Source organism: Pseudomonas sp. Z18(2022) (genome assembly GCF_036346535.1).
In the GTDB taxonomy this organism is placed as follows: Bacteria; Pseudomonadota; Gammaproteobacteria; order Pseudomonadales; family Pseudomonadaceae; genus Aquipseudomonas; species Aquipseudomonas yamanorum_A.
The window spans coordinates 901,029-916,387 of sequence record NZ_JAOTOA010000001.1; the positions used below are offsets into that span (position 1 = coordinate 901,029).

12 protein-coding genes and 1 pseudogene are annotated in these 15,359 nt (G+C 61.3%); 5 read left to right on the top strand and 8 right to left on the bottom strand.

Annotated features, from left to right (window positions below; translation table 11 throughout):
* Positions 1 to 5: 5 nt before the first annotated feature.
* Positions 6 to 1,310 (top strand): guanine deaminase, encoded by a 1,305-nt coding sequence (guaD, locus tag V3W39_RS04140; protein WP_330212235.1) that lies wholly within the window; start codon positions 6 to 8, stop codon positions 1,308 to 1,310.
* Positions 1,311 to 1,434: 124 nt separating this feature from the next.
* On the opposite strand, the gene V3W39_RS04145 is transcribed toward guaD, so the two are convergent.
* A complete protein-coding gene (locus tag V3W39_RS04145) occupies positions 1,435 to 2,199 on the bottom strand; it encodes a GntR family transcriptional regulator (protein WP_003219095.1) in 765 nt (254 codons plus the stop codon).
* 218 nt (positions 2,200 to 2,417) lie between these two features.
* Here V3W39_RS04145 and V3W39_RS33725 point away from each other — a divergent pair.
* Positions 2,418 to 2,504, top strand: a pseudogene (locus tag V3W39_RS33725) (outer membrane lipoprotein carrier protein LolA); the annotation flags it as partial.
* 30 nt (positions 2,505 to 2,534) lie between these two features.
* On the top strand, positions 2,535 to 3,725 hold the full coding sequence (locus V3W39_RS04150; protein ID WP_177045771.1) for a benzoate/H(+) symporter BenE family transporter: 1,191 nt from the start codon (positions 2,535 to 2,537) through the stop codon (positions 3,723 to 3,725).
* Positions 3,726 to 3,780: 55 nt separating this feature from the next.
* Here V3W39_RS04150 and V3W39_RS04155 read toward each other — a convergent pair whose 3' ends face one another.
* Positions 3,781 to 4,125: a YggL family protein gene (locus V3W39_RS04155; RefSeq protein ID WP_003219101.1), complete on the bottom strand. Its 345-nt coding sequence runs from the start codon at positions 4,123 to 4,125 to the stop codon at positions 3,781 to 3,783.
* Between the two features lie 237 nt (positions 4,126 to 4,362).
* Between V3W39_RS04155 and dacB the strand changes: the two genes are divergently transcribed.
* The gene (dacB, locus tag V3W39_RS04160; RefSeq protein ID WP_177045773.1) at positions 4,363 to 5,823 is read left to right on the top strand and encodes a D-alanyl-D-alanine carboxypeptidase/D-alanyl-D-alanine endopeptidase; all 1,461 of its coding nucleotides are present in this window, start codon (positions 4,363 to 4,365) and stop codon (positions 5,821 to 5,823) included.
* Between the two features lie 119 nt (positions 5,824 to 5,942).
* Here dacB and V3W39_RS04165 read toward each other — a convergent pair whose 3' ends face one another.
* The gene (locus tag V3W39_RS04165) at positions 5,943 to 8,342 is read right to left on the bottom strand and encodes a sensor domain-containing diguanylate cyclase (RefSeq protein WP_330212236.1); all 2,400 of its coding nucleotides are present in this window, start codon (positions 8,340 to 8,342) and stop codon (positions 5,943 to 5,945) included.
* Positions 8,343 to 8,482: 140 nt separating this feature from the next.
* Entirely contained in the window at positions 8,483 to 10,747 is a 2,265-nt protein-coding gene (rlmKL, locus tag V3W39_RS04170) for a bifunctional 23S rRNA (guanine(2069)-N(7))-methyltransferase RlmK/23S rRNA (guanine(2445)-N(2))-methyltransferase RlmL (RefSeq protein ID WP_177113371.1), read from the bottom strand.
* A 532-nt stretch (positions 10,748 to 11,279) separates the two neighbouring features.
* Here rlmKL and rmf point away from each other — a divergent pair.
* On the top strand, positions 11,280 to 11,495 hold the full coding sequence (rmf, locus tag V3W39_RS04175; protein ID WP_002553055.1) for a ribosome modulation factor: 216 nt from the start codon (positions 11,280 to 11,282) through the stop codon (positions 11,493 to 11,495).
* Positions 11,496 to 11,588: 93 nt separating this feature from the next.
* On the opposite strand, the gene V3W39_RS04180 is transcribed toward rmf, so the two are convergent.
* The 4 genes from V3W39_RS04180 to sctC all read right to left on the bottom strand — a co-directional run bounded on the left by V3W39_RS04180 (position 11,589) and on the right by sctC (position 15,148).
* Complete coding sequence (locus V3W39_RS04180; protein WP_177045792.1) at positions 11,589 to 12,641, bottom strand: quinone-dependent dihydroorotate dehydrogenase; 1,053 nt, start codon at positions 12,639 to 12,641, stop codon at positions 11,589 to 11,591.
* A gap of 86 nt (positions 12,642 to 12,727) precedes the next feature.
* Entirely contained in the window at positions 12,728 to 13,183 is a 456-nt protein-coding gene (locus V3W39_RS04185; RefSeq protein WP_330212237.1) for a transglycosylase SLT domain-containing protein, read from the bottom strand.
* Positions 13,180 to 13,545: a winged helix-turn-helix domain-containing protein gene (locus tag V3W39_RS04190; RefSeq protein ID WP_177045794.1), complete on the bottom strand. Its 366-nt coding sequence runs from the start codon at positions 13,543 to 13,545 to the stop codon at positions 13,180 to 13,182. Before V3W39_RS04190 ends, V3W39_RS04185 begins: the two co-directional genes overlap by 4 nt.
* A gap of 139 nt (positions 13,546 to 13,684) precedes the next feature.
* Positions 13,685 to 15,148: a type III secretion system outer membrane ring subunit SctC gene (gene sctC / locus V3W39_RS04195; RefSeq protein WP_330212238.1), complete on the bottom strand. Its 1,464-nt coding sequence runs from the start codon at positions 15,146 to 15,148 to the stop codon at positions 13,685 to 13,687.
* Positions 15,149 to 15,359 lie beyond the last annotated feature (211 nt).

The following is a 15,359-nucleotide window of genomic DNA, read 5'->3' on the forward strand; positions in this document are numbered from 1 at the left end:
CGACCATGCCTTTGACACGCAAAGCCTACCGTGCCGCCATTTTGCACAGCATCGCCGACCCTGCCGAAGTTGGGATCGAAGCCTCCTACGAGTATTTCGAAGACGGCCTGCTGGTGATCGACAACGGCCAGATCAGCGCCCTGGGCCACGCCAGCGACTTGCTCGCCAGCCTGCCCGCCGATATCGAAGTCACTCATTATCAGGACGCGCTGATCACCCCAGGCCTGATCGACACCCACATTCACCTGCCGCAAACCGGCATGGTCGGCGCCTATGGCGAACAGTTGCTGGACTGGCTCAACACCTACACCTTCCCGTGCGAAAGCCAGTTCGCCGACAAGGCCCACGCCGAAGAAGTCGCGGATATTTTCATCAAGGAACTGCTGCGCAACGGCACCACCACCGCGCTGGTATTCGGCAGCGTGCACCCGCAATCCGTGAACTCGTTTTTTGAAGCGGCCGAGAAACTCGACCTGCGGATGATCGCCGGCAAGGTGATGATGGACCGCAACGCGCCGGACTATCTGACCGACACGGCAGAATCCGGCTACGCAGAGAGCAAAGCGTTGATCGAGCGCTGGCATGGCAAGGGCCGTTTGCACTACGCGGTGACGCCACGTTTCGCACCGACCAGTACGCCAGAACAACTGACCCTCGCCGGGCAGTTGCTGGGGGAATACCCGGACCTGTACATGCAGACTCACATCAGTGAAAACCTGCAGGAAGTGGAATGGGTGAAAGAACTGTTCCCGGAGCGCAGCGGCTACCTGGACGTGTACGACCATTACAAATTGCTGGGTGAGCGCTCGGTGTTCGCCCACGGCGTGCACCTGTGCGACGACGAATGCGCGCGGCTGGCAGAAGCCGGCTCGGCAGTCGCGTTCTGCCCGACGTCGAACTTCTTCCTGGGCAGCGGGTTGTTCAACCTGCCGATGGCCGAGAAGCACAAGCTGAATGTCGGCCTGGGTACGGATGTCGGTGGCGGCACCAGCTTCTCGCTGCTGCAAACCTTGAACGAGGCGTACAAGGTGATGCAACTGCAAGGCGCACGCTTGAGTCCGTTCAAATCGCTGTACCTGGCCACCCTGGGCGGTGCGCGGGCGCTGCGCCTGGAAGACAAAATCGGCACGCTGCAACCGGGCACTGATGCGGACTTTTTGGTGCTGGATTACAACGCCACGCCACTGCTCAGCTATCGCCTGAAGCAGGCCAATAACATTGCCGAGACGTTGTTTGTGTTGATGACGCTGGGGGATGACCGGGCGGTGTTGCAGACATATGCAGCGGGGCAACTCGTGCACCAACGCTGATTTAACAGGCACCACAAAACAAATGTGGGAGCTGGCTTGCCTGCGATGCAGACACCTCGATCATTCAGTTGAACCGAGGTGATGCTATCGCAGGCAAGCCAGCTCCCACATTTTTGATCGGGGTTTACAGTTTTACGGACGAGCGCCCCGGCTTCTTGGTCTGCAACAAATGCGAGAACACCGCATGCAGGTCATCCGACGCACTTTCCTCGTCGAGGTTGAGCTTGCTGTCGATGTGATCCATGTGGTGCATCATCAGGTTCACAGCCAAATCCGCATCCCGCGCTTCGATCGCGTCGATCAACTGGGTGTGCTCATCATAGGAACAGTGCGAGCGGTTGCCGCTTTCGTACTGGGCGATGATCAACGAGGTCTGGGACACCAGGCTGCGCTGGAAGCTGATCAGCGGCGCGTTCTTCGCCGCTTCAGCCAGCTTCAGGTGGAACTCGCCGGAAAGCCGGATGCCCGCGCCGCGATCACCCCGGGAAAAGCTGTCGCGCTCGTCGTTGACCATCTGCCGCAGTTCGGCCAGTTGCTCGGCCGTGGCATGCTGCACCGCCAATTCAGTGATCGCACGCTCCACCAGGCGCCGGGCGAGGAACACCTGGCGTGCTTCCTCGACACTCGGGCTGGCCACTACCGCGCCGCGATTGGGCCGCAGCAGTACCACGCCTTCATGGGCCAGGCGCGACAGCGCACGGCGAATGATGGTGCGGCTGACGCCGAAGATTTCGCCCAGCGCTTCTTCACTCAATTTGGTACCGGGCGCCAGGCGTTGCTCGAGGATGGCCTCGAAGATATGCGCGTAGACGATATCGTCCTGGGTTCCACTGCGACCGGCCTTACCGGCTCGCGGTTGTTTCTTGAGGGGCTGCAACTGTTCGTTCATGGGCACTCGGGTCGGGAGAACGGCGGCGAATTGACGTTGACTGTAATACGGCACAGAGGGTCGCTGGCAAGTATCGCGTAAAATCAGCGCACATTGTACACAACCCATTGCGCCAACACACTGTACGGCTGTTTGCGGCGCCGGCTGTATTGCAATGAATCGTTACGTTTGAGTTTAGGCTTGATTCCACGTTTTCTCCTTTCTTTGTAGGAGCGAGCTTGCTCGCGAAGGTCGTTAACGATGACGTTGGTTTACTGACACCCAACGGCGCCCTCAGGTTTTTCGCGAGCAAGCTCGCTCCTACAAGAACAGCCCGGTAGAAGGAACACCGCCCCATGTCTGACGTCCCCCAAGCGCGATTACGCCCACTGGCCGACACTTCGCCTTCGGCCATCGTCGCCGGTTTCATTGCCATGATGACCGGCTACACCAGCTCCCTGGTGCTGATGTTTCAAGCCGGCCAGGCCGCCGGCCTGACCACGGCGCAGATTTCCTCGTGGATCTGGGCAATCTCCATCGGCATGGCGGTGTGCAGCATTGGCCTGTCGTTGCGCTACCGCACGCCGATTACCATTGCCTGGTCTACGCCGGGCGCAGCGCTGTTGATCACCAGCCTGGGCGGCGTGAGTTACGGCGAAGCCATCGGCGCCTATATCACCTGCGCAGTACTGGTAACGATCTGCGGGCTGACCGGCAGCTTCGAAAAACTCGTCAAGCGCATCCCGGCCTCCCTGGCCGCAGCCTTGCTGGCGGGGATCCTGTTCAAGATCGGCAGCGAGATTTTCGTCGCCGCCCAGCACCGTACCGGGCTGGTGCTGGGGATGTTCTTCACTTACCTGATCATCAAGCGCCTGTCGCCGCGTTATGCGGTGCTCGCAGCCTTGCTGATCGGCACGGCGCTGTCCGGGTTGATGGGATTGCTGGATTTCAGCGGTTTCCACCTGGAAGTGGCGACGCCGGTGTGGACCACGCCGCACTTCTCCCTGGCGGCGACCATCAGCATCGGCATCCCGCTGTTCGTGGTGGCCATGACCTCACAAAACATGCCGGGGGTCGCGGTGCTGCGGGCCGATGGCTATAACGTGCCGGCCTCGCCCCTGATCACCACCACCGGCCTGGCCTCGCTGGTGCTGGCACCCTTCGGCTCCCACGGCATCAACCTGGCGGCCATCAGCGCGGCAATCTGCACCGGGCCCCATGCCCATGAAGATCGCAACAAGCGCTATACCGCTGCGGTCTGGTGCGGGATTTTCTACGGAATTGCCGGGGTGTTTGGCGCAACGCTGGCCGCGCTGTTCGCCGCCCTGCCCAAGGAACTGGTGCTGTCTATTGCGGCACTGGCGTTGTTTGGCTCGATCATCAATGGCCTGAGTATCGCCATGAATGAGCCGAAGGAACGGGAGGCAGCGTTGATCACCTTTATGGTCACAGCGTCGGGGTTGACGTTGTTTTCCATCGGTTCGGCGTTCTGGGGGATTGTGGCGGGGGTGTTGACGCTGGTGATTCTGAACTGGCGCAAGGCCTGAATCTTTAAGACCCAGTAACGAAAAAGCGACCCGAATGGGTCGCTTTTTCATGACATCAGACTGCCGGGTTGATCGGCTTTTCTGGATGCCAAGCGTCCAACAGGGCGCTGACTTCAACGCGGGTCAGCTCTGGACGAGCCTTCAGCCACGCTTCAACAGCGGCACGCTGTTCTTCGTTGACCGAACCACGGGTGGCTTTGCAAACCAGACCGAAGTCATCACCGCCAACGTAGTCCAGGCCGTTGCCGTCCATTGCTTCAGTCAGGAATGCTTCGAGGAAAGCGTCAACCGCTTCATCGTCCAAACCTTCTTTGAAGTCCAGGTTCAGTTCGAAACCCAGCTCTTGAAATTCATCAACGCACAGTTTTTTGCGCAGACGCCGGGAACGGTTAGTCGCCATTGGAACAATCCTCTTAAGTAATAACGGGCGGCACTTTAGCAGTTTAAGCCGGCCTTTGCCCGACTCTCTGGGACAGGCGGCAGAGTGCCAGTAAAAAAAACCGCGAATAGCAGCTATCGTTCAGGCACAAGTGCGACTGCCTTGGGGCATAATGCCGACACTTTCATGACCATTGAGGGATTTTTCGTACATACCCCTCGCCTTTTTCACCCCCTCAGCAGTAGGGTTTTAATTCTTATGATCAAATCTTTGCGTCCACTGTTACTTGCCGGTTTTCTTCTGCCCCTGGCCTTTTCCGTTACCGCCGCCCCCGTCAACACTTCCCTGCCGCCCAAGGTCCAGGAAGCCCTCCAGAAAGCCAAGCTGCAAAACAACGCCTTGTCCCTGGTGATGATTCCTCTCAATGGCCCGGGCACCCCGACCGTGTTCAACGCCGACGTATCGGTCAACCCGGCCTCGACCATGAAGCTGGTCACCACCTACGCGGCCCTGGAAATGCTCGGCCCCAACCATCAATGGAAAACCGAGTTCTACACCGACGGCACCCTGAGCGGCGGCATCCTCAACGGCAACCTGTACCTCAAGGGCGGCGGCGACCCCAAGCTGAACATGGAAAAACTCTGGCTGCTGATGCGCGACCTGCGGGCCAATGGCGTGCAGCAAGTGACCGGCGACCTGGTGCTGGACCGCGGCTTCTTCATCCCGCCGCAACTGCCGGAGTTCAATGACGACGGCAACGACGAGAACAAGCCGTTCCTGGTCAAGCCCGATGCCCTGATGGTCAACCTCAAGGCGCTGCGCTTCGTCACCCGCAATGATTCGGGCAAGGTGCTGGTGTCGGTGGAACCGCCGATTGCGAGCATTCGCATCGACAATCAGGTCAAGGTCTCCAACGCCAAGCAATGCACGGGCGATGTGCGCTACAGCCCGATGACCGCCGCCGACGGCAGCGTCACCGTGACCGTCAGCGGCCAGTTGGCGGATGGCTGCAGCTCGCAGACTTATCTGTCGTTGCTGGACCACGCCACCTACACCGCCGGCGCCGTTCGGGCGATCTGGAAGGAACTGGGCGGCAGCATCCAGGGCCGCGACATCCAGGCACCGGTACCGAAGAACGCCAAGGTGCTGGCCCGGGCGTTCTCGCCGGACCTGGCGGAGATCATCCGCGACATCAACAAATACAGTAACAACACCATGGCCCAGCAGCTGTTCCTGAGCCTGGGCGCGCAGTTCCGCACCGATGCCGACGGCGACGACGCCAAGGCCGCCCAACGCGTAGTGCGCCAGTGGCTGGCGAAAAAAGGCATCACCGCGCCCCACCTTGTGATGGAGAATGGCTCCGGCCTGTCCCGCGCCGAACGGGTCAGCGCCCGCGAGATGGCGACCATGCTGCAAGCGGCGTGGAGAAGCCCGTACGCGGCGGAATACATCAGCTCGCTGCCGATTGCCGGCACCGACGGCACCATGCGTAAACGCCTGAAGACCACCGCCATGCGCGGTGAAGCCCACGTCAAGACCGGCACCCTGAACACCGTGCGGGCGATCGCCGGCTTCAGCCGCGACAACAATGGCAATACCTGGGCGGTGGTGGCGATTCTCAACGACCCGAAACCGTGGGGAGCGTCCTCGGTGCTGGACCAGGTGCTGCTGGACCTGTATCGCCAGCCCAAGCTGGCGGCGGCTGCTCCGGTCCTCTAACTGCCGACGAAAATCAAATGTGGGAGCTGGCTTGCCTGCGATGCAGGCGCCGCGGTCTATCAGGGATACCGAGGTGATGCCATCGCAGGCAAGCCAGCTCCTACAGTGATCTGCAGGCTTCAGGCAAGCGTCCGCTCTGCCTCAACTCTGTCCCGGCCCGCCTGCTTCGCCGCATACACCCCCGAATCCGCCCGCAGCAACAAGCCGTCAACGCCCTCCTCGACCCGCCAACTGGCCACCCCGAAGCTCGCCGTCACGGTCCCCACACCCTCCATCGGCGCACTGCGCAACGCCTGCCATAACTCCAGGGCCACTCTGAAGGCCTGACCGCCGTCGGTATTGGGGCACAGCACCACGAACTCCTCGCCCCCCAACCGACAAAACACATCCGTGCGTCGCAACCGCTGGCTGATACGCTGGCACAACTCCTTGAGCACCTCATCGCCCACCCCATGACCATGCTGGTCGTTGATGCGCTTGAAGTGGTCGATGTCGAACATGATCACCGACAACGCCCCCGAAGCACGCTTGACCCGGATCATCTCGGCCTTCAGGCGGTCCTGGAAATAGCGTCGGTTATGGATACCCGTCAGCGAGTCGGTAATCGACAACGCCCGCAGCTCTTCCTCGACCCGCTTGAGGTCGGAAATGTCCGACACGTAGCCGTACCATAAGGTACCGCCGCCGGGCAGTTCTTCCGGCGTCGCTTCACCGCGAATCCAGCGCAGCCCGCGACGCGGCAATTGCACTCGGTACTCTTCACGCCAATGGCTCAGCTGCAGGGCAGACAGGCGAATGGACTCGCGTACCCGTTCGACGTCCAGCGGATGAATACGCTCGAACACCTTTCGCGCATCCTGCTGCAGCAGCCCCGGCTCGATTTCGTAGATATCGCGAATGCCGTCGCTGACATAAATGAAACGCGAGATATCGTTCGGCTCCAGAACGAACTGAAAAATGCCGCCAGGCACATGGGCACTGAGCTTCTTCAGCAGGCGATCCCGCGCGGCCAGCGCCTCATAGACGCGCTTTTGCTCGGTGACATCCAGGCAGATCGCCAGGTGCCCGACCCACAGGCCATGTTCATCCAGCAACACGGTGGCGAGCATGTTCACCGTCAGTTGGCTGCCATCCTTGCGCACCAGCGTCCATTCCCGGGCTTCGTGAACGGTGTCGGCACTGTCCACCAACATCGCCTGGCCTGGCCCGATGCGCTTGCCCAGGGCCGCACTCAACTGCGCGGCACGGTTTTCCAGCTCGGGCGCCCGGTGCAGGCTTTCGAGGGTCAGGTGGCCCAGAACCTCCTCCACGTCATAACCCAGCATCTTCTCGGCACCGGCATTGAAGGTGGTGATCACCCCGCGCAAGTCGGTGGCAATGATCGCCACCTGGGTCGCCGCATTCAGCACGCTGCGCAGTTGCCCGTGGGTACCCCGCAGCTCCTGTTCACGCTGACGCAATTGCGCGGTGCGCTGCTCCACCAGTTTCAATGCACGCTGGCGCTGGCTGACCAGCACGTAGAGCAAGGCGCTGAGTAACAGGCTCAGCAGGCCGCCCATCACCAGGATACTGGCCAGCGAAGAATGATTGCCCTGCTGGAACACCTGGCTGGGGCGCAGGCTCAAGGCATAGATGTGATCACCCAGGGTCAACCGGCGCGCGGCGACCAGGTCGCTGTCTGCCACGGCGTTGCCGGATTCGTACAACACGCGTTTTTCTGCGTCGGAGGTGTCGACGATCTGCGTCACCAGGTTGTCCCGGGCGACCTTGGGCAAGCCATCGGCCACCAGCTGGCGCATGCTGATCACCGCCATGACGTAGCCGTAAGGTTCGCTGACGGGCGTTTGTGTCGTCGGTGCCCGGCTGACCGGTGCCACCAGCAGCACGCCCATGGCGTAGGCCGGCTCCACACCCACCAGTTGCATGGGCTGGGACACCGCCATTTTGCCTGACTGTTGCGCACGCTCCACCGTCGAGCGCCGCAGTGGCTGGGCCAGCAGGTCAAACCCCAGTGGCGAGCCCAGCAGGCTCTGGGTCTGGCTGTACAGCACCGGCACATATTCATCACGCTGGCTGGCCGGGGTCAGTTCACCTGCCGCGTTCAATTCGCGAATGGAGAAGCTCGCGCGGCGCTCGGCCGTCACCTCTTGCTCAAACGCACTGCGCTGGTCACGCGAAACCCGGGGCGCCCAGGCATAGGCGCGGGCACGCAACAGCAAGGGCTGCGCGAAACCGTCGAACTCTGCGCGGGAGACCGTATTGGAGTTGACGAAGAACCGCCGCAGGCTGCCCAGGCGTTGCTCCTGGTCCTCGAAACGCTCCTGGAGGCGACTGTAACGCTCGTTGACCAGCAACTGAAAACGCTGGCGCAGCTGCTGCTGATAGAGATCGGAGGCGGCCCAGGCGACGATGACCGTCAGCGCGATACCGGACAGAAACACCACCACCGCCACCAGCCACGCCGACACCTGCTCACTGATGAAGCCTAGGATTTTCGGGCGGACGGCATGCAGCGGCATAGACAAGACTCAAAACGCCAGCGTGCAGGTGCGTCACTTTGGCCAGGCCTTAAGTTATAGCCACAGGACTTGGGTTTGACCAGCACAAAAAAAAGCCGCAAGCCCGGAATAATCCCGGCTTGCGGCTTTAGAGGGGCCGATCAGCGAGCGGTGATTTTCCACGCCCGATGAATCTTGGCGTTGCGCGCAAAATCCGGGTCGATGGTCTTGTCGCTGATCTCTTCGACGGCGTACCGCTCGACGAGGTTGTCTTCCAGCTGGAACTTGCGGAAGTTGTTCGAGAAGTACAACACGCCGCCCGGTGCCAGGCGCGCCATGGCCAGGTCCAGCAACTGCACGTGGTCACGTTGCACGTCGAAGATGCCTTCCATGCGCTTGGAGTTGGAGAAGGTCGGCGGGTCGATGAAGATCATGTCGAACTCATCGCGGCTGGCTTCCAGCCAGGCCATGACGTCGCCCTGCTCCAGGCGGTTCTTGTCGGAGAAACCGTTGAGGGAGAAGTTGCGGCGCGCCCAGTCCAGGTAGGTTTTCGACAGGTCGACGCTGGTGGTGCTGCGCGCGCCGCCTTTGGCCGCGTGCACACTCGCAGTGGCGGTGTAGCAATACAGGTTGAGGAAGCGCTTGCCGGCCGCCTCTTTCTGGATGCGCATGCGCATTGGGCGGTGGTCGAGGAACAGGCCGGTGTCCAGGTAATCCGTCAGGTTGACCAGCAACTTGACGCCGCCTTCGCTGACCTCGGTGAACTTGCCCTGGGCACTCTGGCGCTCGTACTGCTTGGTGCCGCTCTGACGCTCGCGACGCTTGACCACCACGCGGTTCTTGTCGATGCCCAGCGCCTGGGGAATGGCCGCCAGCGCATCGAACATACGCGCCGAGGCTTTTTCCGGGTCAATGGACTTGGGCGCCACGTATTCCTGGACGTGCACCCAGTCGTGGTACAGGTCGATGGCCATGGAGTATTCCGGCATGTCGGCATCGTACACACGGTAGCAATCGACGCCTTCGCGCTTGGCCCACTTGCCCAGCAGCTTCTGGTTCTTTTGCAGGCGGTTGGCAAACATCTGCCCGCCTTCGCTCAAGCGCGCCTGCTCGACCACAGGGGCCGGGGCGGGTTTGATCGGGTTACCGTTCTTGTTGTACTGACGCTCTTGCGGCTCGGTCGGTGCCTGGTCGTAGGCGGCCTGCTCGCGTTCGGCCTGGCGTTGCTCCGGAGTACGGCGCTCGCCGGTGACGAACTGGTCGGGGGTGACCTTGATCAGCAGCAATTTGCACGGCAAGGCGCCGTTCCAGAACGAATACTGTTTGTGGCTACGGATGCCCATGCGCTTGCCCAGGTCCGGCGCACCGGTGAACACCGCCGCTTCCCAGCCCAGGCACGCCTGACGCAGACGCTCGCCGAGGTTCTGGTAAAGGTACAACAGGCTGGCTTCATCACCCAGACGCTCGCCGTAGGGCGGGTTGCAGATCACCAGGCCTTTCTGGTTCTGGTCCGGGCGCGGCTCGAAGGTGCCGACTTCACCCTGGTAAATCTTGATCCAGTGGCTCAGGCCAGCACGTTCGATGTTGTTGCGCGCCGGCTGGATCAGGCGTGGGTCCGCTTCGTAGCCGCGGATCCACAGCGGTGGCTTGGCCATGCCGACGGCAGCACGTTCGCTGGCCTCTGTATGAAGTTTCTTCCACAGAGCCGGAACGTGGCCGAGCCAGGCGGTGAAACCCCACAGCTCACGGTTCAGGTTGGGGGCCATGTCGGCGGCGATCATCGCGCCTTCCACCAGGAAGGTACCGACGCCGCACATCGGGTCAGTCAGCGCGCCGCCTTCGGCAGCAATGCGCGGCCAGCCGGAACGAATCAGGATCGCCGCCGCCAGGTTCTCTTTCAATGGCGCGGCGCCCTGCTGCAGGCGGTAACCGCGCTGGTGCAGGCTGTGGCCGGACAGGTCGAGGGACAGGATCGCTTCGCCACGGTCCAGGCGCAGGTGAATGCGCAGGTCCGGGTTGATCTTGTCGATGGACGGGCGTTCGCCGGTCGGGGTGCGCAGTTTGTCGACAATCGCATCCTTGACCTTCAGCGCGCCGAAGTGGGTGTTGTCGATGCCCGAGCCATGGCCGCTGAATTCAACGGCAAGGGTGCCATCGGCGAGCATGTGGTCTTCCCACTCGATGTCCAGCACGCCGTGGTAGAGGTCTTCGGCGTCCTTCATCGGGAAGCGCTTGAGCACCAGCAACACGCGGTTGGCCAGGCGCGACCAGAGGCACAGGCGGTAGGCGGTCTCCATGTCGGCCATGCCGCGCACGGCCGAGGTGTGCTCGCGGGCTTCCTCAAGGCCAAGCCCGACGGCTTCCTCGATCAGCAGGCCTTCGAGGCCCTTGGGGCAAGTGAGGAAGAGTTCAAAACGGTCCGACATGGGGCATTCCAGGCTTTTCAGCAATAAGTGAACGGGCGACGCATCGCGCGTTCGGTTTTCAATCAAGCGCTTTTCTTGAAGAGCGCTCGTGTGGCACGAATGTGCCGTTCCACCCCGGCTACAGGCCTTATGGGCCTTTATTGACGGGGCAGTTCATGTATTGGGTGCAACAAAAAGAAATATTCTGACCCTTCGTCGAATAATAACCGACTGCAACAGGCGGGCATTCTCACTAAAGGATTAAACCCATCCTCTTTGAAGGGCACATCATAGCTGGGTTTGCCCAATAAAAGGGGCGAAAAGCCATCCCAGCTTATGGCTATAGCATCATTATCGTTACGTGCTTATGACAAAACGATCATTGAATCCATGTGACCTATTGGTTAGAACTCAACACAGGTTGGCGCCGTAACGACGCCGACACATAGGCTCGCCACGCCGGCAGCGAGCCCACCAACGGCAGAAAAACTCTGCCCGGCCTCGGACGAGGCCGAAGGATATCAAGACAGTCAACAAGTGAGGGAAACACCCTATGAGAAGACTTAAGCGTGATCCGTTGGAAAGAGCATTTTTACGCGGATATCAATATGGCGTTCATGGCAAATCCCGTGAGCTTTGCCCATTTACTCTACCGTCGGTACGCCAAGCCTGGATCAACGGCTGGCGAGAAGGACGCGGCGACAACTGGGACGGTATGACTGGCACTGCGGGAATCCACAGACTCAACGAACTTCACGCCGTCGGCTAATCAAGGGCATTTAATTCCGACACCACCACGAATACGCAACACCTTAACCACGCACGCCCTATCCGGGCGGCGGGCTTCGGCCCAGGGGCTCCTTCAAGGAGCCCTTTTTATTGCCTGCTCTGAGCCTCGTGGCAGCGCCGCGATCGCATCCACCGACTGGCGAATCAGTGCCGGGCCCTTGTAGATAAAGCCGGAATACAATTGCACCAGGCTGGCGCCGGCGGCGATTTTCTCGGCCGCGTGCCTGCCTTCGGTAATACCGCCCACCGCAATGATCGGCAAGCGCCCGGCCAGCTCGGCCGCCAGCACCTTGACGATGTGGGTGCTCTGGTCGCGCACCGGCGCGCCGGACAAGCCACCCGCCTCGTCACCAAAGGCCAGGCCTTCGACACCGACGCGGCTCAGGGTGGTGTTGGTGGCGATCACCGCGTCCATGCCCGAATCCACCAGGGCCTGGGCCACCAGCACGGTTTCTTCGTCGCTCATGTCCGGGGCAATCTTGATCGCCAATGGCACACGCTTGCCATGACGCACCGCCAGGTCTTCCTGACGCTGGCGCAGGGCCTCGAGCAATTGCTTGAGGGAGTCGCCAAACTGCAGGCTGCGCAGGCCTGGGGTGTTCGGTGAGCTGACATTGACCGTGACATAGCTGGCGTGGGCGTAGACCTTGTCCAGGCAAATCAGGTAGTCATCCACCGCACGCTCCACAGGCGTGTCGAAGTTCTTGCCGATGTTGATCCCCAGGATGCCCTTGTACTTCGCCGCCTGGACCCGCGACAGCAGGTTATCCACCCCCAGGTTGTTGAAGCCCATGCGATTGATGATCGCCTCGGCTTCCGGCAGGCGGAAGATCCGCGGCTTGGGGTTGCCCGGTTGCGGCCGTGGGGTCACGGTGCCGATTTCGACAAAGCCAAAACCCAACTGCGCAAAACCGTCGATGGCTGCGCCGTTCTTGTCCAGGCCGGCAGCCAAGCCGACCGGGTTGGGGAAGTCGAGCCCCATCACCGACACCGGCATTTTCGCCGGAGCCTTGCACACCAGGCCATTGAGCCCCAGGCGGCCACCGGCCCCGATCAAATCCAGGGACAGATCGTGGGAGGTTTCCGGAGAGAGTTTGAACAACAGCTGGCGGGCCAGGGTATACATGGGCGGGATTGACTCGGATGGCGGCGAAAGGTGGCGGCGATTATAGCCGGGGTGGAGGGCTGCATGCGAGGCGTGCCGAGCAATCGTCAGTGACGGTGCGCCATCAGTTCCTCGTAGCGCGTCCAGATTTTCTGCGCGTAACGAAGGCGCAGCTCCTCACGACGAGGCCCAGGGCCAGCACCAACATTATAGGAACCGATCGCCGTCCAGTTGTAGCCGAACTGTTTGATGAAGTCGGCCAGGATTGACGCGCCTACCTCCACGGACAGGCAGGGTTCATTGAGCAACCGCTGTTCGGTAATACCGTCCTTGAGCAGGCGCGGCAGGTGGATGCTGTTGATCTGCATCAGCCCGATATCACGGGTACCGTTGTTGTTGGCGTAATTCATGGCCTCGGCGCGATACCCCGACTCCACCGCAGCGATGGCCTGCAACAGCTCCGGCTCGATGTCATAGCGGCGGGCAGCCTCGGCCCAGCAATACGCCCTGGCGTCATCAGGGAAACACAACGCAAACACCAGCATCGCCATGGCTCCCTTCATACCTGGCCCCGACCACAGGCTGCACAGACGTCACTGACCCGCTTGACCGAGCAGGTCATGCGATACCCCTTGCCATACACCGTCTTGATCAGCCCCCTGCCGGCCTTCAGATATTTGCGCAGCGAACAGATGCAACGGGTGAGGGACTCTTCCGTGGCCTCGTTATGGGGCCAGGCCTTTTCCAGCAAGCGGTCCTTGGTTACCAGCGCGCCGGCCGAAACCAATAACAGGCGCAGCACCTGCCACTCCTTGGGCGGTAGCTGGATATCCGAGCCTTCACCGGTCAACCTGCCGTCGCCGTGCAATGTCCATTGATCAAAGACCATCGGGCCAGCCAGGTCCCGCTCTATCACAACGGCCATTGGTACCTCTGCATCCAACTCCCCCTCATGCCCACGCAGGTTCTCCAGAAAAGTGGCGACTATAAGAAGCTCAACCGCTGCACAGGAGAGGCAAAAGCCCACAGGCTTGTTTTTTTTCGGATTGCTGGTGTAAGACTTTTCAATGCGGCCCTCCCTCCGACTCCCGCGTAAATGCACGCTTCACCCGTTCATGCTGGGAGGGCGTCAACGGCGGCGCCTGCCCCGGCTCGGCCCCCGTAGGCACGGCATCACCCGCTGCCGTGGCCTGAATGACAAACAGCCGTACGCTATTGGCCATAGGTCCGTAGTAGCGCCCGGCCAAGGCCGGGCTGGTATCGCGCTGAAAGTCCCCCACCAGCAGCCGCCTGCCCGGAGCCATGCGCACCACGGTGTTGACCCCCGTGCGCTCCACCGCCTCCGAGCGCTTGTCGCGACTGCCGGCCTTGCCCATCTGGCGGCCATCCTCGATGGTGAGCAGCATCTCGATTTCATTCGCTTCGGCGAAGCGCGGCAGCACACTCACCTGTGTGCCATAGACCACCGGCTGCCATTCATCACGGTCCTCACCCGGCCGGGGCAGATAGAACGTCTGGTTATCGTTGAAAACGGCCGGCACATTTTCCTGGCCAAGGATCACCGGCAACGTCGTGACCTTCGCTCGCCGACGCTGCTCCAGTGCCGTGATCCGCTTCATGAATGCATCGTCCTCGACAGGCGTCATTACCCGCGTTGCAGAAGACTTGCCGGCCGCGTCAAAACCCATCTGCTTGAGCTCATCACGATCCACATCCACCAGCCACAACGAAACCTCCACCCCACGCTTGGGCACGTCCAGTTCTGCCACCAGGTTTTCGATAAAGCTCACCTGCGCCGGCTTGCCCTTGATCAACAAGCTATTGGTGTCGGGATACGCCAGCACCGAAATATTCTTGTCGGCGAGTAACCCGGGTTGCCGTGGGGAGGCCCCCTTCTGTTCTACCTCCAGGAGTTTTTCGATCATCGACGCCATGCCCGATACCGTGACGGTTCTGTCGCCCATGCTGTACTCGCGGTCGGCGACGTGGGTGTTGAGCACCTGCACCACCCCGATCCGCTGCGGCCCCATGCGCAGCTCCGCACGCTGGCGGTCCATCAGTTGGGCCAGACGCAGCACATGGTCGACATAGTTCGGTGGCCCGGATACATAGAACACCCGCGCCCCGCTCGCCCTTAGCGGATAGCGTGCTTCGTCGAGCCCCGAGCGCCGCATGAACCCGCGCAGGATATCGACCGAAATATGCCGCAGTGTCACCACCGAGCTTTTCGCCTCGTCGGCGTCATAGAGGTAAAGCACTTGCCCGTCGCTGTACCAGATCAAGCCATGCTGGCGGGCGACCGACTCCAGCAGCGGTTGTGCCGAATCGAAATCGAACGCCCCGCTGATGCGCTTGCGGGCCGCTGCCTGGCTGACAACGATCGGCAGCCCCAACGGCAAGGACAGCGCCGTAAAAAAGGTATGCAGGCTTTCATCACGGGCCTGGTAGGGCTCCCCGAACACGCTGGAACTGCCCAGCATCAACAGCCAGATGAACGCAGTCGCAAAACGATGACGATTGATGAACATGCCTGCAAAGCCCGGGACCAAGGAGCGGCCATACTGCGAGTCACGCCGGTTTCAATCCTGACGGGAAGCTGACGGCCGACCGAGCTTTCCCGACCCGTGGCATGTGCCTTGCTTTGCCTTGTCTATCGCAGCCCGCGCCAACGGCGGAACGGGTTCAGGACAAAGACGTCGTTACCCCGGGCCGCCCTTGTGAGCGGCCCGACGGAGCGAC